The sequence below is a fragment of the Rugamonas rubra genome (assembly GCF_900114705.1).
GTDB classification, from domain to species: domain Bacteria; phylum Pseudomonadota; class Gammaproteobacteria; order Burkholderiales; family Burkholderiaceae_D; genus Rugamonas; species Rugamonas rubra.
The window spans coordinates 105,933-129,114 of sequence record NZ_FOTW01000013.1; the positions used below are offsets into that span (position 1 = coordinate 105,933).

24 protein-coding genes are annotated in these 23,182 nt (G+C 69.4%); 11 read left to right on the plus strand and 13 right to left on the minus strand.

Going from position 1 to position 23,182, the window contains the following annotated elements; translation table 11 throughout:
• Positions 1-47: 47 nt before the first annotated feature.
• A complete protein-coding gene (locus tag BM252_RS14670; RefSeq protein WP_093388413.1) occupies positions 48-1,352 on the minus strand; it encodes an acetyl-CoA hydrolase/transferase family protein in 1,305 nt (434 codons plus the stop codon).
• A 208-nt stretch (positions 1,353-1,560) separates the two neighbouring features.
• On the opposite strand from BM252_RS14670, the gene BM252_RS14675 reads away from it, so the two are divergent.
• Entirely contained in the window at positions 1,561-2,349 is a 789-nt protein-coding gene (locus tag BM252_RS14675; RefSeq protein ID WP_174900536.1) for a porin, read from the plus strand.
• A 45-nt stretch (positions 2,350-2,394) separates the two neighbouring features.
• Here BM252_RS14675 and BM252_RS14680 read toward each other — a convergent pair whose 3' ends face one another.
• The 4 genes from BM252_RS14680 to BM252_RS14695 all read right to left on the minus strand — a co-directional run bounded on the left by BM252_RS14680 (position 2,395) and on the right by BM252_RS14695 (position 4,492).
• Complete coding sequence (locus tag BM252_RS14680) at positions 2,395-2,937, minus strand: DUF3617 domain-containing protein (RefSeq protein ID WP_093388415.1); 543 nt, start codon at positions 2,935-2,937, stop codon at positions 2,395-2,397.
• Positions 2,938-3,100: 163 nt separating this feature from the next.
• Positions 3,101-3,247, minus strand: coding sequence for a lmo0937 family membrane protein (locus tag BM252_RS30155; RefSeq protein ID WP_139236505.1), 147 nt, complete (start codon positions 3,245-3,247; stop codon positions 3,101-3,103).
• A 192-nt stretch (positions 3,248-3,439) separates the two neighbouring features.
• Positions 3,440-3,658, minus strand: coding sequence for a hypothetical protein (locus tag BM252_RS14690; protein WP_093388417.1), 219 nt, complete (start codon positions 3,656-3,658; stop codon positions 3,440-3,442).
• 198 nt (positions 3,659-3,856) lie between these two features.
• A complete protein-coding gene (locus BM252_RS14695; protein WP_093388418.1) occupies positions 3,857-4,492 on the minus strand; it encodes a glycine zipper 2TM domain-containing protein in 636 nt (211 codons plus the stop codon).
• Positions 4,493-4,756: 264 nt separating this feature from the next.
• Between BM252_RS14695 and BM252_RS14700 the strand changes: the two genes are divergently transcribed.
• On the plus strand, positions 4,757-5,503 hold the full coding sequence (locus BM252_RS14700) for a Crp/Fnr family transcriptional regulator (RefSeq protein ID WP_093388419.1): 747 nt from the start codon (positions 4,757-4,759) through the stop codon (positions 5,501-5,503).
• An 81-nt stretch (positions 5,504-5,584) separates the two neighbouring features.
• On the opposite strand, the gene BM252_RS14705 is transcribed toward BM252_RS14700, so the two are convergent.
• From BM252_RS14705 to BM252_RS14715, 3 genes are all read right to left on the minus strand, one after another.
• Positions 5,585-5,809: an osmotically-inducible lipoprotein OsmB gene (locus BM252_RS14705; protein ID WP_093388420.1), complete on the minus strand. Its 225-nt coding sequence runs from the start codon at positions 5,807-5,809 to the stop codon at positions 5,585-5,587.
• A gap of 161 nt (positions 5,810-5,970) precedes the next feature.
• Entirely contained in the window at positions 5,971-8,049 is a 2,079-nt protein-coding gene (locus tag BM252_RS14710) for an AAA family ATPase (protein ID WP_093388421.1), read from the minus strand.
• 220 nt (positions 8,050-8,269) lie between these two features.
• Complete coding sequence (locus tag BM252_RS14715; RefSeq protein ID WP_093388422.1) at positions 8,270-10,366, minus strand: AsmA family protein; 2,097 nt, start codon at positions 10,364-10,366, stop codon at positions 8,270-8,272.
• 419 nt (positions 10,367-10,785) lie between these two features.
• On the opposite strand from BM252_RS14715, the gene BM252_RS14720 reads away from it, so the two are divergent.
• From BM252_RS14720 to BM252_RS14750, 7 genes are all read left to right on the plus strand, one after another.
• Positions 10,786-11,127 carry a DUF4398 domain-containing protein gene (locus BM252_RS14720; RefSeq protein ID WP_245774272.1) on the plus strand — a complete coding sequence of 114 codons (342 nt, stop codon included), beginning with the start codon at positions 10,786-10,788 and terminating at the stop codon, positions 11,125-11,127.
• 129 nt (positions 11,128-11,256) lie between these two features.
• Positions 11,257-12,150: an OmpA family protein gene (locus tag BM252_RS14725; protein WP_245774263.1), complete on the plus strand. Its 894-nt coding sequence runs from the start codon at positions 11,257-11,259 to the stop codon at positions 12,148-12,150.
• Between the two features lie 84 nt (positions 12,151-12,234).
• Positions 12,235-12,771: a ferritin-like domain-containing protein gene (locus tag BM252_RS14730; RefSeq protein ID WP_093388424.1), complete on the plus strand. Its 537-nt coding sequence runs from the start codon at positions 12,235-12,237 to the stop codon at positions 12,769-12,771.
• A gap of 72 nt (positions 12,772-12,843) precedes the next feature.
• Positions 12,844-13,146: an ElaB/YgaM/YqjD family protein gene (locus tag BM252_RS14735; protein ID WP_093388425.1), complete on the plus strand. Its 303-nt coding sequence runs from the start codon at positions 12,844-12,846 to the stop codon at positions 13,144-13,146.
• A gap of 6 nt (positions 13,147-13,152) precedes the next feature.
• On the plus strand, positions 13,153-13,554 hold the full coding sequence (locus tag BM252_RS14740; RefSeq protein WP_425442319.1) for a phage holin family protein: 402 nt from the start codon (positions 13,153-13,155) through the stop codon (positions 13,552-13,554).
• Between the two features lie 15 nt (positions 13,555-13,569).
• On the plus strand, positions 13,570-13,959 hold the full coding sequence (locus BM252_RS14745; protein ID WP_093388427.1) for a hypothetical protein: 390 nt from the start codon (positions 13,570-13,572) through the stop codon (positions 13,957-13,959).
• A gap of 52 nt (positions 13,960-14,011) precedes the next feature.
• Positions 14,012-15,166, plus strand: coding sequence for a patatin-like phospholipase family protein (locus tag BM252_RS14750; protein WP_245774264.1), 1,155 nt, complete (start codon positions 14,012-14,014; stop codon positions 15,164-15,166).
• Between the two features lie 9 nt (positions 15,167-15,175).
• On the opposite strand, the gene BM252_RS14755 is transcribed toward BM252_RS14750, so the two are convergent.
• Both BM252_RS14755 and BM252_RS14760 read right to left on the minus strand, forming a co-directional pair.
• Positions 15,176-15,328 (minus strand): DUF3309 domain-containing protein, encoded by a 153-nt coding sequence (locus BM252_RS14755; RefSeq protein ID WP_093388428.1) that lies wholly within the window; start codon positions 15,326-15,328, stop codon positions 15,176-15,178.
• Positions 15,329-15,385: 57 nt separating this feature from the next.
• Positions 15,386-15,829, minus strand: coding sequence for an outer membrane lipoprotein (locus tag BM252_RS14760; protein ID WP_093388429.1), 444 nt, complete (start codon positions 15,827-15,829; stop codon positions 15,386-15,388).
• A 252-nt stretch (positions 15,830-16,081) separates the two neighbouring features.
• On the opposite strand from BM252_RS14760, the gene BM252_RS14765 reads away from it, so the two are divergent.
• A complete protein-coding gene (locus tag BM252_RS14765; RefSeq protein WP_093388430.1) occupies positions 16,082-16,393 on the plus strand; it encodes a BON domain-containing protein in 312 nt (103 codons plus the stop codon).
• Between the two features lie 122 nt (positions 16,394-16,515).
• The gene (locus BM252_RS14770; RefSeq protein WP_093388431.1) at positions 16,516-17,742 is read left to right on the plus strand and encodes an AI-2E family transporter; all 1,227 of its coding nucleotides are present in this window, start codon (positions 16,516-16,518) and stop codon (positions 17,740-17,742) included.
• Between the two features lie 30 nt (positions 17,743-17,772).
• On the opposite strand, the gene BM252_RS14775 is transcribed toward BM252_RS14770, so the two are convergent.
• The 3 genes from BM252_RS14775 to BM252_RS14785 are packed head-to-tail and all read right to left on the minus strand — an operon-like array spanning position 17,773 to position 23,033.
• Positions 17,773-20,307, minus strand: coding sequence for a response regulator (locus BM252_RS14775; RefSeq protein WP_174900537.1), 2,535 nt, complete (start codon positions 20,305-20,307; stop codon positions 17,773-17,775).
• Positions 20,308-20,317: 10 nt separating this feature from the next.
• Positions 20,318-21,397, minus strand: coding sequence for an ABC transporter substrate-binding protein (locus BM252_RS14780; protein WP_093388432.1), 1,080 nt, complete (start codon positions 21,395-21,397; stop codon positions 20,318-20,320).
• Positions 21,390-23,033, minus strand: coding sequence for an ATP-binding response regulator (locus BM252_RS14785; RefSeq protein ID WP_093388433.1), 1,644 nt, complete (start codon positions 23,031-23,033; stop codon positions 21,390-21,392). Before BM252_RS14785 ends, BM252_RS14780 begins: the two co-directional genes overlap by 8 nt.
• Positions 23,034-23,182 lie beyond the last annotated feature (149 nt).

Here is a 23,182-nt window from a genome sequence, read left to right on the forward strand (position 1 = left end):
GGGGCAGACCCCTGGCTGCGGGGTTGGCGCCGCCGGTCCGCTGCCGCTCAGCAGAGCAGGATCTTGCGCGCCGCCAGGCGCAGCTCGGCGCGGAAGTTGGGGTGGGCGATGGCGATCAGGGCCTCGGCGCGCTGGTGCGCCGACTTGCCGCGCAGCTGGGCCACGCCGTACTCGGTGACCACGTAGTTGACGTCGTTCTTGCTGGTGGTGACGTGGGTGCCCGGCGTCAAGGTCGGCACGATGCGCGAAATGGTGTCGTCCTTGGCCGTTGAGGGCAGCACGATGAAGGCCTTGCCGCCGCGCGAGCGGTTGGCGGCGCGCACGAAGTCGACCTGGCCGCCGGTGCCGGAATAGGGCAGGTGGGCGATGCTCTCGGAGCCGCACTGGCCCAGCAGGTCGACCTGCAGGCTGGCGTTGATGGCCACCAGCTTGTCGTTCTGGCCGGCGATGTAGGGATCGTTGGTGAAGTCGACCGGGTGCATCTCCAGCATCGGGTTGTGGTGCATGAAGTCGTACAGCTTCTTCGAGCCGAGCGCGAAGGTGGCCACCATCTTGCCCGGCAGGTGGGTCTTGCGGCGGTTGGTGACGACGCCGGCCTCGACCAGGCTGAGGATGCCGTCGCCGATCATCTCGGTGTGGATACCGAGGTCGACCTTGTTGGTCAGCTGCATGACGACGGCGTCGGGGATGCCGCCGTAGCCGATCTGCAGGGTCGAGCCGTCCTCGATCATGTCGGCGACGTACTTGCCGATGGCCTGCTGCACCGGGCCGATGGCCGGCAGCGGCACCTCGAACAAGGGCGCGTCGTCCTCGACCAGGGCGCTGACCTGGGAGATGTGGACGTGGCACTGGCCGTGGGCGAAGGGGACGTTGGGGTTGACCTCGAGCACCAGCGCGCGCGCCTTCTTGACGGCGGCCATGGTGTAGTCGGCGCCCAGGCTGAGCGAGAAATAGCCGTGCTCGTCCATCGGCGAGGCCAGCGTGAAGACCACGTCGGCGGGAATGTCGCCGCGCTCGATGAGCACCGGCAGCTCGGAGAAGTAGGCCGGGATGAAGTCGTTCCAGCCGGCCTGGCCGCCGGGGCGCGAGGCGCCGCCGAAGAACAGCGCCAGGTGGCGCACGTGCTCGACCGTCTCGCAGTCGAAGTAGCCGTATTTGCGCAGCGCCAGGATCTGCGCCACCTTGACGTCGTGGAAGCGGCGGCGCTGTTCCGACAGGGCCGTCAGCAGGGTCGGTGGTTCGCCGACGCCGGTGGGGACGACGATGCAGTCGCCATCCTTGACGTGGCTCAGGGCGTCGTTGGCGGAACAGCGTTTGCTGTCATACAGGGCGTGTACGGATACTTGAGACATGAAGCGGCAGCCTTTCACTATCAATGAACGTGTGGCTGAACTATACGCCGCCGCGGTAGCGAAAATACATCAAGCGTTGCGTAATATCTTTATATTGTGTTTGCCTGCGCACAGAGGCCGCGCGTCAGGAAGAAGTAAGCTAGATCGACATTGTTGTAGACGGGCGCAGGCGGGGCCCGCCCTGCTGTGCTTGATCCGGGAGACGGTCATGAAGAGCCACTACCTCGCCTGCGGCCTGCTGGCGCCGGCCTTCGCCTGCGCGCAGAACAGCGCGGCGCCGCCCCTGTACGGCCTGCTCGACGCCAACTGGGCCGACTACACCGTGCCGCGCCACGACAACGCCATCGCTTGGCAGACGGCGCGCCTGCGCGGCATCAGCGCCAGCGCCATCTACAGCCTCGGCGAGGCGCCCGGCAACGACGCGCGCAACCGCATCCACACCGCCACGCTCGGCTATGCGCGCGGCTGGTTCAACGTCAGCCTGTCGCACCAGCGACGCAGCGGCCCGGTCGACGCCGTGGCGACGCTGCCGGCGGCCGACCTGTCGGCGCAGAGCAGCCTGCTGGCGGCCAACCTGAGGCTGGGCCGCGCCACCATGTACGCGGCCTACGGCCACAACCACGGCGACGGCCACCAGCCTTGGGACAGCGGCAACCCCTACGGTGCGCTGGCCTTCTCCACGCCGGCCAGCAACAGCCGCGACCTGTTGTTCGGCCTTGCCGTGCCGTTCGGCCGGACCACGTTGTTGGCCTCCGTGATCCACCGCGCCGACCACACGCTGCTCAACCAGGACGCGCGCCAGTTGGCGCTGGGCATGAGCTATTCGCTGTCGCGGCGCACGGATTTCTACGCCTCGGTGGCGCGCGTGCGCTACCAGAACAGCGGCTACGGCGTGCTCGGCAATGGTCTGGGCCTTGGCGTCGCTCCCGGCCCCGGCCCCGGCGCGATGCCGCGCGCCGACCGCGCCCTCAACATCGGCCTGCGCTACGGCTTCTGAGCGGGCGAAGCGAGCTGCGCCAGGTTCGCCCGATGGGCGCGGCGCTCAGCGCGGTTTGGCGGCGCAGGTTGGTCCCAGCCATTTGCCGCTGGTCTCCACCGTCACTTGTTCCGGCTTGCCGCTGGCGCTGCTGTTCACCAGCATGGTCATGGCGAAGCCGCTGTCGCCGAGGTAGCGCAGCTGGCCACGGCCGCTGGCCGGCGGACTGGTGCAGCTGAAGGCGATGTTCACGCCGCCGGCGACCGGCTGGTTGTTGGACGTGCATTTGCCCTGCTGGCCGGTGGGCACCTCGCCGCGCGCCGCCATCTCCGGCGTGATGCAGGCCTGCACGCTGAGGCCGCCGTCGGCGCCCACCTTCGGCATGCCGGCGCCGTGCTGGGACAGCATCGCCTCCATCTGCTGGCGCTGCTCGGGCGGCAGCTTGGCCAGATGCTGCAGCGCGGCGCTCATCGCCTGATCGGTGTCCGCGTTGCCGCTCTTTAACTTGTTGCTCATTTCCCAGAGCCCGGGCTTCATGTTTTGCGCGCCGGCGGCGCCGGCGGCGAGCAGCGTCAGCGTGGCGAGGAGGTGTTGGGTGGCGCGTTTCATGGTGGCTCCGTGGCTGGGTGGGTGGCGGTGGCGATGGCACAGCTTAGCGCAAACAGGCCGCACCGGCCGGCGCGCGTTGCGCGGCGGCGGCGCCAACGGCGAACGGCGCGCCACGCCAAGCGTGCCGCGCCGTTCGCCGGCCCTTGCGGGCACGGGGGCGGAGCTAGACGCCGCGTCCGCTAATCAGGCGCAGCAGTACCATGATGACGGCGATCACCAGCAGCACGTGGATGAAACCGCCGATGGTGTAGGACGTGACCAAGCCAAGCAGCCACAGGATGAGCAGAACTACTGCGATGGTATAGAGCATGATGGTCCCCTTGCGTAGAGTGTGAAATGCGACGGCCGGCTGCCGGCGTGCTGGCGGGAGGGCGTCGATCGCGATGTCGTGCTGGCATGGATACTGGCCAGCGCGAATCATGTAGCCATTATCGCGAGAGGCGCGCCGCGCTTCCGTTCGCTGGCGTACATAGCCGGGGGCTGGTTCAACACTCGGCAACCCTCAGCGGCGGTGGCGGCGTTCGACCGGGGCGTGGGCGAAGCAGTCCAGCATGCCGAGCAGTCCGGTGGCGCCGACCAGGCCGACCAGCATGCCGCCGGTGATGAGCAGGGTGACGGTCAGTTCCGGCATGGCCGGGTCGGCCAGGTTGAGGGCGGCGAAACCCAGGCGCGCGATCAGCAGGCCCAGCAGGACGATCGCGCTCCAGATGTATTTACGCATGTTTCTGTTCCTTGTTTGACAACGGGCCGAGGGTGACGGCTGGTTGCCATTGTCGCGCCGGCATGCGGATTGATCTGTTCGCCATTTCACTTACCCGCACGAAACGCAACAAACCGGCGCCAAACGCAACAACCCCGCGACGGGCGCGGGGTTGTGTGGTGCCAGCGGCAAGGCGGCGCTGCCGCCCGCTGGCCCGGCCTAGCCGTTGGCGCGCAACTGGCCGTTGACGAGCTTGACGGCGTCGCCGTTGCTCCAGCCCGGTTTGCTGCCCTGGCGCAGGGTGCGGCTGCTGCCGTCGTCCATGCGCACCACGATTTCATAGCTGTGGCTGGCGTTGACGTTGCCCTCGATCTGGTTGCCGGCGACGGCGCCGCCGACGGCGCCGACCACGGTGGCCAGCTGGCGGCCGTGGCCGCCGCCGACCTGGTTGCCGAGCAGGCCGCCGAGCACGGCGCCGCCGGCCGCGCCGACGCCGCTACCCTGGGCCCGGGTGGTAATCTCGCGCACCGATTCGACCACGCCGCACTGGCGGCAGACCGCGGCCTGCTGGTTCTGCTGGCGCGCCGGGACGGCGTCGCGCCGTTCGCCCTGGGCGCGGTGCTCGTCGAGCGCGGCGAGGCGGCGCTGCTCGGTCTGGCGGCGCGCGGCCGCGTCGCCGGACTGCTCGTCCGGCGCATTGAGCGGCGCGGCGGCCGACTGGGCGCTGCCGTTGGAGCTGGGCAGCCAGCCCATGACGGCGGCCGTGCCGACGCCGCAGAACAGCACGACGGCGACGGCGGCGGTGATCATCAGCGGATGCGGGGCGGTCTTGGTGGGCGTGGTCGGGGTGGTCATGATGCTTCCTTGGCGTGAACAATTGATGGATGTCATTTTGCCGTCTTGCACCTTGCCGTTCCGTGCGTCAGCGTACATACGCGACATTTTTTCGCCGCTACGCTCGAAGCCAGCTCCCCATTCGCCTCATTCACCAACAACACGGCGCGCCGCGCCGGGAAGGTCGCCACCCATGTTCGCGCTCGCCTGCCTGCTGCTACTGTCCCCCATGCCCTGCCTGTTCCACCTGCTGCGGCGGCGCCCGGTCGCCTTGACGAGGCGGCAATGAATTTGTCCGCCGACCCCGGCCCGCCCGCCCGCGTGCCGGCGCGCGCCGGCGGCAACCGCCTGCTGGCCAGCCTGCCCGAGGCCGACCGGCGCCACCTGGCCGCGCTGGCCGAGCTGGTGCGGGTCGAGGTGGGCGAGGTGCTGTGCGAACCGGGCCAGCCGATGCGCCACATCTACTTCCCCGACGACTGCCTGGTCTCGCTGTTGGCCGTCGCCGAGGGGCGCATGACGCTGGAGGTCGGCTCGGTCGGCGGCGAGGGCATGATCGGCGCCTCGGTGGCGCTGGGCCACGCCGAGGCCCAGGTGCGCGCCGTGGTGCAGCGCGCCGGCCGCGCGGTGCGCGTCGACAGCCGCGACTTCTGCGCCGAGTTCGGCCGCATGGCCTCGCTGCAGCGCCTGCTCTACCGCTACACCGACACGCTGCTGGCGCAGGCCATCCAGATCGCCGTGTGCAGCCGCTTCCACGTGTTGGAGGCGCGCCTGGCTCGCTCGCTGCTGATCACCCGCGACCGGCTGCAGTCGGAGCGCTTCCACCTGACCCACGAGTTCCTCGCCCACGCGCTGGGCGTGCGGCGGGTCGGCGTGACCAAGGCGGCCAGTTCGCTGCAACAGCAGAAGTTGATTTCCTATAGCCGGGGCAATATCGAGATCCTCGACTCGGCCGGCCTGGAGGCGGTGTCCTGCCGCTGCTACGAGCTGGTCAAGGACGCCGGCGCGGGCGGCATGGCGAATGTGTTTGTTTGAGAGGGGACGGCGGGGGGGGCTGCGGGGGATTGGGGCGGGCGCGGCCGAGTGGCGGCCGCGCCTTGCCGCTCGGGGCCGTGCTTAACGGCGCGGCTTGTCGACCTGGTTGCCGATGACGCCGCCGACGGCGGCGCCGCCGACCGTGCCGACGGCGCTGCCGCCGGTCAGCACCGAGCCGGCCACGGCGCCGACGCCGGCGCCGATGGCGGTGCTCTTATCCTGCGAGGACATGCCGGCGCAGGCGCTCAGGCCCATGGCGAGGGTCAGCACGAGGGCCGGTGCGGCGAGTTTTTTGATGATGGTCATGAGGATCTCCTAGTCGGGCGGCTGCTGGCGGAATCGTCGCGTTGCCACCGATAGGACGAGGGTAGTGGAGCGGCGGCAACGGCTCCGTTCGCCAACACACATAGCTCTGTAAAACTTGTTACGGGGCTGACTGGAACAAACCCGCCTTCCTGGACGTTGTATCAGGCCGCCTCGAATCTGCGGATTTCGAGTATCGCCTCACTCAGGTTCATCTCGCCAGCTGCCAGGAGCTTGCCAACAAGATGCTCGGTCAGCGGCTTGAATTTGTCCAGCACGGCCTTGGTTTCGCCGTACAGGCGCTCGCTCTGGGCTTCCATGATGCTGCGCGTTTCCTCGTCGACTTCGCGGCCGCCGTCTCGGCCGCCACGCCCAAGCGCACCGAAGTTCAGACGAGTCTTGCGGTACATGCCCATCTCACCGACGGCGTGGTGCAGCAGTTCCGTGACGCGGGTGATGTCGTTGTGCGCCCCATTGGTCGTGCCTTGCTCGCCAAAGAACAGTTCCTCGTTGGCCATGCCGCCCAGCAATACACGAACGTCGTGTTCGATGTCGCCCTTGGTCTTGAGCAGGTTGGCGCCCTGCTTGTGAAAGACGAAGCCCAATGCGTTGGTGCGCGCGTTGGCCTTGAGCGAAATCTTGATGGTCTTGATATCGGCCAGGAGCTGCTCCCAGTCGCCATTGGCCAGCTTGCGTTCGTGCTCGAAGTCCACCAGGAAGTGGCCCCATTCGTGCACGGCAATGATGCGGCGGTCACGCTCGCGTTCCTCGGTGGTATGGGAATTGACGTTGCCCACCAGTACGCGTTCGGCGGCCTGCATCAGGGTCTCGGCACCGATCATCTCGCCCGCCTGCACGGCGGTGATGCCGGCCTGGTTGACGATAGTCTCCAGGTCGGCCGGACTGCGGCCCTCGGTGACTGCCGCCAGGTGGCGCAGGTCCAGATCGGGCAGCACCTTGTCGGCGCGCCGTGCCAGATAGTGGCCGATGATGGCCAGCCGCTCTTCCCGGTTGGGCATGCGAAAGTCAACCTTCATTTGAAAGCGACGCAGCATCGCCTCGTCCATCTGCATGGTTTCGCTGTTGAAGTTGCTGGCCACGATCCAGATGATCTCGGCATCGTCCTTGCTTCGCACGCCATCGAGCACCGACAGAAGCGTGTTCGCCGTGTCATCGTCGAACTTGCGGCGCCCCCCGCGTTTCATGAAAAGATCCTGCGCCTCATCCAGAAAAACAATGCAGCGTCGGCGTCGCTTGGCCATGGCCAAGATGCGGCTGAGCGTATTCGAGCCACCGGCCACGTAGCCCGTTTCTAGATTGGCTGCCGAGTGGAACAGGATGGGAAGCTTCAGTTCCCTGGCCAGGTAGCTGGCCAGCTTGGTCTTGCCGGTCCCCGCCGGCCCGCTGAACATCACGTTGAAGGGCTTGTTGATGCCATACTCGGCATATGCCGCGCGGCGCTGATACTGATCCTTTATCTGCGCCACTTCGGCCTTGATGTCATCCATGCCCACGAGCTCGTCAATTGAGCCGAGCACCTGCGTCGGCTCGACGAACTTGAGCGACTTGAACTGGCCCTTGAACTGGACGTACAGGAAGGCCAGCAGGCCGAAGGTCAGCGCGGCCGACAGCACGCCGCTGACGCCGGCCTTCCAGCCGTCCTTCTCGGACTGCGGGCGAGCGTCGGCAAAGCGCAGGTCCAGGCGCGCCATCAATTCCTGGCCGCTGTCGCTGAGCTCGGCACGCGGAATAAAGGCAAGCTTGCCACTCCACGGCGCGGTGACTGCCTTGTCGGTGAATATCTTGGTCTCCATGTCGCTGGGATAATAGGCAAACTGCTTGCCTTGCGATTCGATCAGGATGATGCGCTCCGAAACGTTCCACATCAGTGGCGTGTAGATCACAGTGACGCGCTCGACCGGATTCGTTGCCAGGAAGCGCAACATCGAGCCTGTGCCGAACACCACAGGCAGCTGGTCGTTGAGCGTCCACACACCCTCGCCCGCCTCTGTGGTGACGCTCATGGTCTTGACCTGCTCGGCCACGGCGGCCTGTTTCTGTATGAGCGTGAACGAATAGATGCCGCTGGCAGGGATCAGGATAACGATGGCCAGCACCGCCAGCTTGACCAACACCGACTGAATCACGAACCAGTCCTGCAGGCGGCTGGCGACCTTCTTGATAGCGAGCCACAGGCCCGTGGCGGCGGGCGCCGTGTCGCCGGAATTCGATACATCCGACATGGCAATCTTTCGTGGCTGACGCTACGCGATGCGCCGGAACCGGAACACCTGATCTACGGTCGCGCTGGGCTGAGGCCTCTTGAGGTGGCAACGGGGGGAAGCGTTTGAAAGACACGTCAGCCAAGAGCATGAGTTTGACACAGGCATCAAGGTTCCGGACAATTTTCTGCTCATAAAACCATCTGGCGTTATGCGCGCTGCCGCACCGAGAGCATTCGAGCTAGCGCTTGCGCTGCGGCGCCGGGCGCTGGCCGGGCGGCGGCGCCACCGCCTTGCCGGCGGCGTCGGACAGCAGGCGGGCGCAGCCGCTCGGCCGGTCCGGTCCGCTGCTCAGCAGCGGCACCACGGCGGCCACCGGCGCCACCACGGCCAGCGCCAGCGCGCCGCCGGCGCGCAGCGCCAACACCCCCTTGTCGATGCTGAAGTCGGGCTGCTTGAAGGTGCCGTGCACGTAGATCGGCGCGCGCAGCGAGAACACGCGCAGGCCCCGGCTGTCCGGCTTGAGTGTCAAATCGAGCCGTTCGCTGGCCAGGTTGACGGTGCCGTTGACGGTGAGCAGGGAGTCCTCGGTGTCGAGCACGAAGCGGCGCGTGCGCATCAGGCCGCGTTCGACGCCGAACTCGCTGACCATGCAGTTGAGTTTGACCTGCTTGTCGCCGACCAGCTTGGCCAGCACCACGTTGCCGATGTTCAGGCCGAGCTCTTCGAGCAGCAGCTTGCTCACCGTGCCCTGGTTGACCACGCCCTTGACCTCGCCGCTGGCGCTGGCCAGCAGGCTCGCCACCGAGTTGCCGGTGGCCGACAGGGCGATGTCGGCGTTGATCTCGCCGACGCTGGCCTGCACGCCGTCGAGCGCCGGCAGCAGCTGCTTGAGCTGGATGTGGCTGGCGCTGGCCTTGAGTTCGGCGCGGATGGCGTCCGGACTGAGCTTGCCGCTGCCGTCGAGCTTGACCTCGGACTTGAACTTGCCGCCGGCCACGTCGAAGTTGAGCGGGCTCAGCGTCAGCACGCCGTCCTTCAGGTGCAGCACGGTGTTCAAGTTGTGGATCGGCAGCTCCTTGGCGCGCACGATGCGCTTGGCCTGGAAGCCGACGTCGGCGTCGAGCGAGGTCCAGCGCTCGGTTTTGAAGGTTTCCACCGGCAGCAGCTTGTCGCCCGGCTGCACCGCCGCCACGCCGCGCGCCTGCTTGCTGGCGTTGGAGTCGGCGCCGATCAGCGGGCCGAGGTCGGCGAACTGCAGCAGCGTCGAGCTGACCGCGCCGCTCAGGCGCGGCCGTGGCAGCCCGGTCGCGAAGACCAGCTTGCCGCCGATGTCGCTGGCGCCGACCTTGCCGGTGAATTTGTCGTAGGTCCAGCTGCTGCCGTCCTTGCCCAGGCTGCCGAGCAGGCGGCCCTCGGTGGCGAAGGCCGGCGTCTCCGGCAGCAGCACGCCGGTCAGCGGGTACAGCCGGGCCATGCTGGGGCCGGACAGCTTGAGGCGCAGGTCGAGCGCGGCCAGCTCGGTGGGCCGGGTCAGCGTGCCGACCACGGCGATGCGGCTGGCGCCGACGCTGATGTCGGCCGCCAGCGGGTAGGGCGTGGTCTGCTCCTGCAGCGAGAGCACGGCGCCGGCCTTGCCGCTGCCGCTCAGCGGCAGGCCGTTCCAGCGCCCGCGCAGGGTCCAGGCGACGCCGTAGGCCGGGTCGCTGATGGTGTCGACGGCGGCGCTGGCGTCGATCTTCTTCAGCGCGTCGACCAGTTGCACGGTGCCCTTGGTGAACACCACGCGGCGCAGGTCGAGGCGCCAGGGCGAGGGTTTGTCGGCCGGCTTGAAGGTCCAGTTGTTGCGGCCGTCGGCGTCGCGCCGCAACACCACGAAGGGGCGCTCGAAGCGCAGCACGGGGATGGCGATGCGTTGTCGCAGCAGCGGCAGCAGTTCGATGGCGAAGGACAGCTGGCCGACGCTGGCCATCTCGCCCGGCGCCAGCGGCACGGCGCGCACATCCTTGCTGCCGTCGGCGCTGGAGCTGAGCGCGTCGGGCGGCAGCGCCGCCGGATTGCCGAGGTGGACGTCGTTGGCCAGCAGGTGCGGCAGCGGCAGGTAGTCGCTCCAGCTGCGCTCCTGCGCCGAACGGCCTTGGCGCTGCCAGGTCAGCGCCAGCGCGCCACGGATCTCGAAGGGCCGGTCGATGGCCTCGCCGACCTTGGCGTTGAGCCAGGGGCGGGCCTGGTTCCAGTCGTAGTTGAGCAGCGCGACGACGGCGACGACGGGCAGGGCGAGCACGCTGGCGGCGACGCCGAGGGCGAGGCGGCTGCGGCGCAGCTGGGGCATGGGCATGGCATGGCCTTTCTTTGTGGAGGGCGGGGCGGCAGGATAGCGCGGGCGCGTCCCGAAGGCCAGCGCTTTTCACGCTGTAGCGGCGGCGCGCCGGCGACGATGTCGACGCCGGCCTTAGGCTCCAGTGTAGCGGCGCCGCGCCGGCGCCGCCGTGCGCTGGCGTACCGAGGGCGCAGCCGGCGGCGGCGACGCTTTCCGCGTCTGTGTGCGGCAGCGAACTGATGGCGGGTTGGCAAGCGCCTATAACGGTATCCATCGTATGCAATCCCGTCGATCAACCGTTCCACTTTGGGAGTACAAGAATGAGCCAGCCCACCATCGCCACCAATACCGCCACCACCACCACCGCCACCACCATCACCGCCACCACCATCACCCGCGCCCGTCCGGGCGCCAAGCTGTTGTGCGCCATCGCCGCCATGCTGGCGCTGGGCGCCTGCGCCAGCCAGAAGACGCCGGCCACGGCCGATGTCGCCGTGTCGCGCGCGGCGGTCGAGAACGCCACCAGCGCCGGCGCCGCCGAGCTGGCGCCGGCCGAGATGCAGTCGGCCCGCGACAAACTGATGCGCGCCAACCAGGCGCTCGCCGCCAAGGACTACGGCGTGGCGCGCGACCTGGCCAACCAGGCCTCGGTCGACGCCAAGCTGGCGCAGAGCAAGGCCAACTCGGCCAAGGCCAGCAACGCCGCCGACGAGCTGCAACAGAGCATCCGCGTGCTGCGCGAGGAGCTCGACCGCAACAGCAAGGTGCAGCAGCAATAAGGCCGTCGTGGCGCGGCCAGCGCCGCCGGCGGACATAAGCGGGGCTGATGCCGGCCCCAACCGAATAAGTTGCGCTTATGCGCCGACCCCGCAGCGGGCGGCGCGGCGCCAGCAACCAAGGAAACCATCATGAAAAAAGCCCACATCGTCCCCACCCTGATCGCCATGTCGGTCTTCGTCGCCGCCTGCAGCAGCGCGCCGACCACCACCAGCCTGCTGGACCAGACCCGCGGCGACTATATGGCGGTGCAAAGCAATCCGAACGTGGCGCGCCTGGCGCCGACCGAGTTCAAACAGGCCAGCGACGCGCTGGAGCAGGCCAACGCCGCCGCCGCCCGCAAGGACAGCCCGGAGGCGATCGACAAGCTAGCCTATCTGGCCAAGCAGAAGATCGCCACGGCGCGCGAGGTGGCCAAGCAGAAGGGCGCCGAGGCCGAGGTGGCCGACGCCGCCCGCCAGCGCGACCAGATCCGCCTCGACCAGCGCACCCAGGAGGCCGAGCAGGCGCGCCTGAGCGCCGAGCGGGCGCGCCAGCAGGCCGCCGCCGCCACCAGCCAGACGGCCGGCGCCGAGGCCGCCGCGCGCGACGCCCAGGCGCGCGCCGCCGCGCTGCAGGCCCAACTGGCCGACTTGCAGGCCAAGCAGACCGAACGCGGCCTGGTGGTGACCTTCGGCGACGTGCTGTTCAACGTCGACCAGGCCCAGCTCAGCGCCGAGGGCATGCGCACCGCGCGCAAGCTGGCCGACGTGCTGACGCAAAACCCCGACGGCAAGCTGCTGGTCGAGGGCTTCACCGACAGCACCGGCGGCGCCGCCCACAATCTGGAGCTGTCGCAGCGCCGCGCCGAATCGGTGCGCAACGCGCTGGCCGGCATGGGCGTGGGCGCCGAGCGCATCGCCACGCGTGGCTACGGCGAGGCCTATCCGGTGGCCGGCAACGACAGCGCCGGCAACCGCCAACTGAACCGCCGCGTCGAGATCGTGCTGTCGCAGAACGGCCAGCCGATCGCCACCCGCCGCTAATCGCGGCGCCGTCCATCTAGCACCGGCGGCCGCAGCGGCCGCCACTGCGTTTCACCCACCGTCGCACACACTGGAGAATCCATCATGGCTGAAGCATCCACTTCCACCCGGCCGGGCCTCGACACCGAGGCGATCCGCGCCGCCGCCCGCAACCTGCAGGACGGTCCCGTCACCGCCGGCTACCAGGGCGACCGCGGCGCCGTCATCGAGATGCTCAACGGCGCGCTGGCCACCGAGCTGGTCTGCGTGTTGCGCTACAAGCGGCACTATTTCACCGTCAGCGGGCGCGAGAACGGCGCCGTCAAGGCCGAGTTCCTGCAGCACGCCACGCAGGAGCAGGACCACGCCGACATGCTGGCCGAGCGTATCATCCAGTTGAACGGTAAACCGGATTTCAATCCGGCAACGTTGCCGGCACGTAGCCATGCCGAGTATGATGAGTCCGACGACGTACAATCGATGGTGCGGGCCAACCTGATCGCCGAGCGCGTGGCCATCGAATCCTACCGTCAGATGATCGAGCGGATCGGCGACACGGACCCGACGACCAAGCACTTGTTGATCCAGATCATGGCGGTCGAAGAGGAACACGCCGACGATATGCGCGACTTGCTTGAATAGCCGGACGTTTTGCAGTAGTGCCGCAGTACCGAGTACGGTTTTCACTTTCCCACTAAAAACAGGAGCTACATCATGCTGGAAAACAATATCTCTACCGTGAACAACGACGTGAAAACCCTGGTGAAGGACGCGCAGGCGCTGTTTACCGCCGCCACCGCGCTGACCGGCGAAAAGGCCGAGGAACTGCGCGGCCGCGGCATGCGCGCGCTCGACACGGCGCTGGCCAAGGCGCACGAGGCGCAGCAGAACGCGCTGGTGGCGTCGAAGGAAATGGCCAAGCAGGCCGACGTGTACGTCAAGGAAAACCCGTGGCGCTCGATCGCCGCCGCCGCCGGCATCGGCCTGCTGGTCGGCGTGATCCTGGGCCGCAAGTAATCCATCGTGGCGCACGCCGACGATATGGACAAGTCCGCCGCGCCCCATCCGGCCGGGCTGATCGCCTCGCTCGGCGCCATGACGCGCAACAGCCTCGGGCTGTTGCTGTCGCGGCTGGAGCTGGCCGCCCTCGAATTGTCCGAGGTGCGCAACAACCTGCTGCGGCTGGTGGTGGTGGCCGCGCTGGCGCTGATGGCCTGCTGGTTCTGCATCGCCTACGGCAGCGCCACCGTGGTCTACCTGGCCTGGGAGGCGATGGGATGGAAGATCCTGCTGGTGATGACGGCGCTGTTCGCCCTCGCCACGCTGGGCCTGGCGCTGTACGCGCGCTCGATCGTGCGCCAGGGCAAGTTGTCGCTGCCGGCGACGATGGCCGAGATCAAGGCCGACCGCGACATGTTGTTGTAACCGGGGAGTGACACCATGAGCAAAGAAGCCCAACAGGCGGCCCTGGCGGCCGCCAAGGCGCGTTTGATCGGCGAGGGCGAGCTGTACCGCATCGGCGTGGTGCACGCCAAGGCGCGCGTCGCCATGGCGCTGCGGCCGGAGGCGCTGCTGCACGGCGCCGTCGAGCATGCCGTCGGCCTGGCGCAGGCGCGTTTCGGCGCGCTGCTGCAGCCGGGCGGACCGGGCGGTGTGAACCTGAAGATGTTGATGCCGTACGCGCTGACGCTCGGTTCCTTCATCGTCCGCAAGCGCCTGTTCAAGCCGGCGCTGGGCGTCGGCCTGGCCGTCGCCGCCGGCGCGGCCTGGCTGCTGCGGCGCCAGCGCGCGCCCGAGCAGGCGGCCGACGACAACGACGTCGCCGACTAGACGACGCCCCCAACGCCGCCACCGCGCGGCGTTTTTTTCAGCAGGAGCCAATTTGTCCGAGAAGATCCACCCCCTCAATCCCGCCGGGCTGCGCGTGGTGCTGGTGCTGCAGGGCGGCGGCGCGCTGGGCGCCTACCAGGCCGGCGTCTACCACGCGCTGCACGAGCACGACCTGGTGCCCGACTGGATCGTCGGCACCTCGATCGGCGCCATCAACGCCGCCATCCTGGCCGGCAACCCGAAGCAGTCGCGGCTGCTCAAGCTGAAGGCGTTCTGGCAGCGCATCGCCCACGACGACCCGGTCGACATGGCCCGCATCCCCGACCAGCAGCGCCGCGCCAACATTTGGCTGCAGAGCTGGGACACCATCGTGCGCGGCGTGCCGGGCTTCTTCAAGCCGCGCCTGCTCAGCCTGTTCGGCATGGGCATGGCGGTGGCGCCCGAGCAGGCCAGCTTCTACGACACCAGCGAGCTGGGCGAAACGATCGAGGAGCTGGTCGACTTCGACTACCTGAACGCGCCGGGCGGCATGCGGCTGACCGTCAACGCCTTGCGCGTCAAGTGCGGCACGCTGAAGTGCTTCGACAGCAAGGAGGGCGCGCTGGGGGCCGACCACATCCGCGCCAGCGGCGCGCTGCCGCCGGGCTTTCCGGCGGTGCGCATAGACGGCGAGCTGTTCTGGGACGGCGGCCTGTATTCGAACACCCCGCTCGAGACGGTGCTGGACGACCCGTCGCACGTCGACACGCTGTGCTTCATGGTCGACCTGTGGAGCGCCGAGGGCGACGAGCCGACCACCCTCGACGAGGTGCAGACGCGGGCCAAGGACGTCACCTTCGCCTCGCGCTCGAAGCGCCACATCGAGGACTACGTGGCGACCCATAACATGCGCCACCGGCTGCGCCAGCTGTACGCCGCCTTGCCGGACTCGGCCAAGAGCGCGCAGAGCGCGCGCGAACTCGCCGAGCTGGGCAGCGGCACCACGTTGCACATCGTGCGCCTGCCCTACGCCGGGCGCGACTGGCACATGGCGGCCAAGGACATCAACTTCTCGCGCGGCTCGATCGAGTGGCGCTGGGACCAGGGCTACCAGGACGCGATGCGCGCCATCAAGGCGGCCGGCTGGCTGTCCTTCGTCACCGAGGACACGCCGCTGGTGGTGCACGAGCTGCCGCCGCACCAGGTGGCGGCGCCGGCGCCGGCCTGAGCCGGGCGGTTACAGCCTGCCGGTCAACAGCATGATCAGCAGGATCACGACGATCACGCCGGTGATGCCGCTCGGGCCGTAGCCCCAGCCGCGGCTGTGCGGCCAGGTCGGCAGGGCGCCGATCAGCGCCAGGACCAGAATGATCAAAATCAGTGTGCCCATCTTGTTCTCCTTGTTGGGATGGCGCGGCGCGCGCGGTGGCGGCGCTCGACAGCCGGATTAGTAGCGGTAGACGCGGCCGTCGACCAGGCGCACGCGGTTGCCCACGCGCAGGTCGTAGACGCTGTCCTGGGTGACGATGCGGTAGTCGCCGTTGTCCATGCGCACGCTGATCTGGTAGGCGTCGCGCGCCTGGGCGCGGTTGCCCTCGACCTGGTTGCCGACCACGGCGCCGCCGACGGCGCCGGCCACGGTGGCGGCGGTGCGGCCGCCGCCCGAGCCGATCTGGTTGCCCAGCAGGGCGCCGACCAGGCCGCCGGCGACGGCGCCGGCGCCGCTATTGGCCGGCTTGCTGGCGACCACCTGGATCGAGTCGATGGTGCCGTAGCCCATGTTCTGCTCCTGCGAGGAGTAGGAGCTCTGTTGCGGCGCGGTGCTGGCGCAGCCGCCGAGCAGGGCGGCGCCGGCCAGCAGCGCGGCGGCGATGGGGGTGGTGGTGTTCATAGGATGTCCTCCTGAAAAGTGTCAGGCCAGAGTAGACCGGCGGCCGGCACGGGTCTGTGCGCTGGCGAACGTTGCCGCCGCCGCCCGGGCCATTTGCGCGGCGAGGAAAAAACCGCACTGTGTTCGATACCGAACAGAGGGGCGGGGGCGAAGGGCGTAAAACATCTCCATCGGCTCAGCAACACGCCGGGTGTTGAAACGCTCGCCATGAGCACTTTTGGTCCCACCGCAATTCCCCCAAGGAGAATCACCATGAAATTCGCCCATAAAATCGCTACCGCCCTGTTCACCGTCTCGCTGCTGGCCACCGCCGGCTGCGCCTCGACCTCCACCAAGGAAGGCACCGGCGAATACGTCGACGACTCGGTCATCACGACCAAGGTCAAGGCCAGCATCTTCAACGAGCCGACGCTGAAATCGACCGAGATCAACGTCGAAACCTTCAAGGGCACCGTGCAGCTGAGCGGCTTCGTCGCCCAGCCGGCCGACATCGCCAAGGCCGGCGAAATCGCCCGTGGCGTCAAGGGCGTGATGGCGGTGAAGAACGACATCCGCGTCAAGTAAGCGTGGAGCGGGCCGGCGCCGCGCGCGCCGGCCAGCGTCGCACCGGCCGCCAGGGCAGGGGCCGTCAACGGCCGCCGCCCTAGCGGCCTTTGCTTTATCCCGAACATTTTTTGTGAGCGCGCATGAGCCAGCAGCCACCCGCCGTCCCTACCGTCGATGCCGCCGATAGCGCCGCGCCCGCCGCCGCGATGCTTGTCGCACCCGCCGCCGTGCCCGCCGATGGCGCCGCCGCCGCGCCGGGCAGCAGCGCGCGCCTGCCGCTGCACGTGCACGCGCGCGGCCTGGCGCTGGGCGTGATCGCCTGCGTCGCGCTGTTGTACGCGCTGCAGTGGGCGCGGCCCTTCCTGGTGCCGCTGCTGCTGGGCATCCTGATCTCCTACACGCTCAATCCGGTGCTGTGCTGGCTGGCGGCGCGCCGCGTCGCCCGCCCGCTCGGCGCCACGCTGCTGACCCTGGCCATCCTGGGCGGCGGCGTGCTGGTGGTCGAGCGCGTGCACGGCGAGTTCCAAGCCATCGTCGAGGCGGTGCCGGAGACCAGCCACAAGCTGGCCCGCCTGCTGTCCGAGCGGGTCGGCCAGGGCGCCAGCACCATGCGCCAGTTGCAGGCCGCCGCCACCGAGCTGCAGCAGGCCACCGCCGGCGGCCAGGCGCGCCGCGCCGCGCGCCAGGCGCAAGCGCCGGCGCCGGCCGCCGGCGCGCCGTTCCGCCTGGGCGACTGGATCTGGGCCGGCTCGATGGGCCTGGCCGGCATCGTCGGCCAGGCCACCATGGTGGTGTTCCTGGTCTACTTCCTGCTGCTGTCGGGCGACACCTTCAAGCGCAAACTGGTCAAGCTGACCGGACCGTCGCTGACGCAGAAGAGGATCACCGTGCACATCCTGGAGGACATCAACCTGTCGGTGCAGCGCTATATGTTCATGCTGTTGGTCAGCAACGCGCTGCTGGCGCTGCTGATGTGGGGCGCGCTGCGCCTGCTCGGCCTGGAGAACGCCGGCGCCTGGGCCATCCTGTCGGGCCTGCTGCACGTGATGCCGTATGTCGGCCCGCTGCTGACCACCTGCGCGGTGGCGCTGGCGGCGCTGCTGCAGTTCGAGTCGCTGCGCATGGCGCTGCTGGCGGGCGGCGCCTCGCTGGCCGTGGCGACCCTGGTCGGCACGCTGGTGACGACCTGGATGACCGGGCGGGCGGCGCGCATGAACCCGGCGGCGGTGTTCGTCAGCCTGCTGTTCTGGGGCTGGTTGTGGGGCGCCTGGGGCCTGCTGCTGGGCGTGCCGCTGACCGCCATCCTGAAGGTGGTGGCCGAGCGCGTGCAGGGCATGGAGGTGCTCGCCGAGCTGCTCGGCGAGTAGCCGGCCCGGCGCGCCGCGGCGGCGGCCGGCTCAGGCCACCGTGGCGGCGCTGCGCAGCACCTTGCACAGGCCCTCGCGCAGCTCGCGCAGCTTGGGCGGCTTGCTCAGCACGCAGTCGACGTACATCGGGTTGTCGCCGTCGCTGACCAGGCGCTGGCCCCAGCCGGTCAGCAGGATCACCGGGGTGTGCGGGGCGCGCTGCTTGATCGCGCTGGCCACCTTGCGGCCGTCGATGTAGGGCATGCCGAGGTCGGTGATGACCACCGAGTAGCCGGCGCCGGCGTCGATGGCGCGGTTGAAGTGGTCGATGCCGGCCTGGCCGCCGTCGGCGGCGACCACCTCGTGGCCGTCGATCTCGAGGATGTCGCGCAGCGACTTGAGCACCATCGGGTCGTCGTCGACCACCAGGATGCGCAGGTTGGCCGGGATCTGGTAGTTGCTGGGCGCGGCGGCGCCGTCGGCGCCGGCGCCCTGGGCGAGGAAGTTCAGGCGCAAGGTGGTGCCCTTGTGCAGCGCGGTGTCGATCTCGATGCTGGCGCCGTGGCGCTCGGTCATGCCGTAGACCATCGCCAGGCCCAGGCCGGTGCCGCGCTCGCCCTTGGTGGTGAAGAACGGTTCGAGGCAGCGCCGGCGCGTCGCCTCGCTCATGCCGACGCCGCTGTCGGCCACCTCGATGGCGACATGCGGCAGGGAGGCGGTGCCGGCCGGCGCCGGCGCCAGGCGGGTGCGCAGGGTCAGCGTGCCGCCGTCGGGCATGGCGTCGACGCCGTTGAAGATCAGGTTGGTGAGGGCCTCGCGGATCTCGCCCTCGATGCCCATCACCGGCGGCAGCTCGGCGGCCAGCTCGAGCGCCAGGGTGATGACGATGCCGCGCTGCAGCGGCATGTCGCTCCAGCGCGCCCGCGTCAGGTCGACCACCTGGCGCACCAGCTGGTTGGCGTCGACCGGCAGCAGGCTCAGCTGCGGCTCGCGCTGGCGGTAGAACTCGCGCATGCGCGCCACGGTGGCGGCGACGTCGTCGATGGCGCGCTTGATGATGCCCAGGCAGTCGCGCGTGCGCCGGCTCAGTTCCGGCTCGGTCTCGAGCAGCGACTCGGTGTACAGGGCGACCGGCGAGATGGCGTTGTTGATGTCGTGGGCGATGCCGCTGGCCATCTGGCCGAGGGCGCGCAGGCGCTCCTGCTGCATCACCGACTGCTGGGTCTGGCGGATGTCGTCGTAGGCGCGCTGCAGCGCGCCGTACAGCTGGGCCTGGTTGGCGGCCAGGCCGACGTGCTCGCTGAGCTGGCGCAGGAACTCGCACTCGCCGCTGGAGAAGCTGGCGGCGGCGTGGCGCGCCGCCACCAGCACGCCGAACACCGTGCTCTCGGCCAGCAGCGGCGCCATCACCAGGGCGCGCAGGTTGCCGCGCGCCAGGCGCCGCGGGAAGGGGAAGGGCGCGTCGGCGATGTCGGCCTCGTAGACCAGGTGGCCGCGGACGCACTGCGACAGGCCGTTCTCGTCGATCGCCACCTGGCTGTGCTCGGTCATCGAGAACTCCTGCGCCAGCGCCTCACTGCGCAGGCCGACGCTGGTCACCACCAGCAGGTTCTGCGCCTGGTCGTACAGGCAGATGCAGCAGAAGTCGACCGGCAGCTGGTCCTCCAGGCTGCGGATGACCACCTGGAAGATGCTGCGCAGGTCGAGCCGCTCGCCCACCGAGCGGGTGATCTGGTGCAGCAGGTTGAGCCGGCCGACCTGGGCGTGCACCTTCTGCTCGGCCTGCTGGCGCACCGCCACCTCGGCGTGCAGGGCGTCGTTGCTGCGGCCCAGCTCGTCGCGCGAGACGGTGGTCTGGCGCAGCCGCGCCGTCATCGAGTCGAAGGCGCGCGCCAGCTCGCCGATCTCGTCGCGGCTGGCGAGGCCGACCACGAAGTCGAGGTTGCCGGCGCCGACGATGCGGGTGCCCTCGCGCAGCCGGGCCAGCGGGCGGATCACGCTGCGCAGGGTGATCAGCGCGGTCAGGCCGACGAACAGCAGCACCACCGCGCCGGCCCCCAGCAGGGCGGCGTTGGCGCGCTGCTGGGCCTGGGCGACGCCCTCGCGGCTGCGCTCGGACAGGCGCAGCGCGGCGGTGATCATGGCCTGGGTCTTGTTGGTGATCTGGCCGGCCAGGCGCGACTCGAGCTCCTCGAGCACCTCGGCCTTGCTCTTGTCGCGGCGCAGCTCGTCGTGGTTGTGCGAGAGCAGCTCGAACAGGTGGGCCACGCCCTGGTGGCTGGCGCGCAGGCCGGTGATGACGCGCTCGTCGTCGGTGCCGGCGAACTCGGTGGGCGCGGCCAGCAGGGCGCCCAGCGAGTCGCTGCGCAACTGCCACTGGGCGGCGGTGCGCTCCTCGTGGCGCAGCACGTACTCGAGCAGCAGGTAGCGCAGCGCGGTGACGCCGCTGAGCACCTCGCCGGCGTCCTCGTTGCGCGCCAGCTCGCGGCGCATCTGCAGCGTGCTCGAGGCCAGCACGGCCAGGATCAGCGCGACCACGACCACCGACGACAGGCCGGCCAGGGTGAGGCGGGTGGAGATCTTCACGGTGCCCTTCTCAATGGATGACGGTGACGGCGGCCGGCGCGACCGCGCGCAGGCCGTCCAGGTACAGGTAGTTCAGGTAGTTGGGCATGTCGCTGCGCGGCGTCAGCTGGTTTTTCATGGCCCAGCGCGCCTCGTCCTCGAGCGCCAGCAACAGGCCCTGGTCGAGCGCGACGGCGAAGTGGTAGCCGGGCCAGCCGGCCTTGAGTTGGTCGGCGTCGTGGCGCGCCACCGACACCAGCAGGGCCTGGGCGGCCGCCGGCTGCTCGGCGCAGAAGCGGGCGCCGTCGATCAGCGCGCGCAGCAGGCGCTGCATGCTGGCCGGGTGGGCGGCGATGTAGTCGCGCAGGCCGGCCACCATGTACAGGCTCTCGTAGATGTCGGCGCTGTTGAAGGCGACGCCGTTGCCGCCCTGTTCGGCCAGCATGGCGCCGAGCATCGGCTCCCAGCCGGCGGCGGCGTCGATCTCGCCGCGCGCCAGCGCCGGGCCGAGCTCCTCGGGCTTGTAGTTGCGCATCTTGACCTCGTCGGGCGCCAGGCCCTGGCGGTTGATCAGCGCGTTCAGGGCGAAGTGGCCGGAGGTGTCGAGGGTGACGCCGATGCGCTTGCCCTTCAGGCTGGCCGGGTCGCGCACGCCGCGGTCGCGGCGGCCGACCACGCCGTGGTCGCGCTCGGTGCGGAAGATGCTGGCGATGACCGCCACCGGCACGTCGTTCAGGCCGGCGAACATGACCGGGATGTCGGCCACGGTGGCGACGTTGGCCTGGCCCTGCAGCACCGCCTCCATCGCCGCCTTGCCGCTCGAGCGCGACAGCACCGTGGCGACGATGCCCTGCTGGCGGAAATAGCCCCTGGCCTGGGCCGCCAGCACCGGGCAGGTGCCGGCGTAGGCGGTGTTGGTGGCGATGGCCAGCGGCTCGAGCGGGGCCGGCGGCGGCGCCTGGCGCGCCACCCAGGCCGAGCGCGCGGCCACCGCCGCCAGCGCCGTCAGCAGCACCAGCAGCAGCAGGCCGGCGGCCAGCGCCGGGTTGAGCGCGCCGCCTTGGCGCGCCGCCGTGCGCCAAGGCGGCGCGGCGCCGTGGCGCTTACTCATTGCAGCTGGCGCCGACCCGCAGCGCGCTGTCGATCGCCTCGCCGAAGGCGTGCAGGTCGAGCGGCTTGCTGATGTAGCGGAAGAAGCCGGCCACCAGGCCGGGCAGCACGTCGCCCGGCCGCGCGCTGGCGGTGATGGCGATCACCGGGATGTGGGCGGTGCGCGGGTCCTCGTGCAGCAGGCGGCGGGTGGCGGCGCCGTCCAGGCCGGGCAGGTTCAGGCCCAGCATGATCAGCTGCGGCTGGTGGCGGCGCGCCAGCTCGAGGGCGCGCTGGCCGTCGCCGGCGACCAGCAGCTCGAGGTCGTCGCGGCGGCGCAGCAGCAGCTCGCGCACCACCTGCAGGTTGGCCGCGTTGTCCTCGACGTAGAGCAGCTTCTTGCGGCCGTGCCCGGCCGCCCCGGCCGCGCCGGACGGCGCCGGCAGGATGGCGTAGCCGGGCTCGGCGCCGCGCGCCTCGGCCGGGGCGCAGCGCCCCAGCTCGATCCAGAAGGTGCTGCCGACGCCCTGCGTGCTGGCGAAGCCGATCGCCCCCTGCATCGCCTCGACCAGGCGCTTGCTCAGCACCAGGCCGATGCCGGTGCCCTCGGCGCCGGTGGTCTCCTGGCCCAGCCGGTTGAAGGGCTGGAAGATGGCGGCCATCTGCCGGCTGTCGAGGCCGGCGCCGTTGTCGGCCACCGAGATGCGGATGCGGCCCTTTTCCGCCTGGGCGCAGCTGACCTCGACCGTGCCGCCCTCGCGGTTGTACTTGACGGCGTTCGACAGCAGGTTGATGAGGATCTGCTTGAGGCGGGTGCGGTCGGCCAGCACGTGCTGGTTGCCGGCCGGCCCGAAGCGCAGCGCGATGGCGCCCTTGGCCGCCTGCGGCTCGAGCATCACCTGGCACTCCTGCAACACCTCGGCCAGCGGCACCGGCTCGAGCGACAGGCTCATCATGCCGGCCTCGACCTTGGCCAGGTCGAGGATCTCGTTGATCAGGGTCAGCAGGTGGCGGCCGGACTGCAGGATGTGGTTGGAGAACACCTTCTTCTCCTGCGGCGAGGAGGGCAGCTTGTCCGAGGTGAGGATCTGGGCGAAGCCGATGATGGCGTTGAGCGGGGTGCGCAGCTCGTGGCTCATGTTCGACAGGAAGGTCGACTTCTCCTGGCTGGCGCGCTCGGCCTGGCGGCGCGCCTGTTCGAGGTCCTGGTTGACGGCGTGCAACTCGGCGGCGTGCTCGCGCAGGCGCTGCTCGAGGCGGGCGTTGGCCATGCGCAGGGCGCGCGTGTCGAGCGCGCGCGCCAGGATCGGCAGGATGGTGGAGACCTTGAAGGGCTTGATGATGTAGTCGAGCGCGCCGACCTTCATGGCGCGCACCGCCGAGGCGATGGTGCCCTCGCCGGTCATGATGATGCAGGCCAGGTCGGGGTCGCACAGGCGCGCCGCCTGCACCAGGGCGATGCCGTCCATGCCCGGCATCATCAGGTCGGCCAGCAGCAGGTCGTAGCCGCCGGCCTGCAGCGAGGCCAGGGCGGCGTCGCCGGAGGCGTAGCCGCAGGTGTCGTAATCGTGGTTGCGCAAGGTGTCGCACAGCGCTTGCATGTGCGCCGCCTCGTCGTCGACGATCAGGATGCGGGGGCGCGCTCCTGTTGTAGTCATGCATTCTCCTCGAGGACTGGCTTTCAGGCAGCTTGCAAAGGCAATATTAATCCTATTCGGCAAGCATATGTACACACTTTGTCACCGTTTGCGCCAAGTCATGACGCGCGGGAACAATTTGTGCTGGCCCTGCGGAAACAGGACTTGCC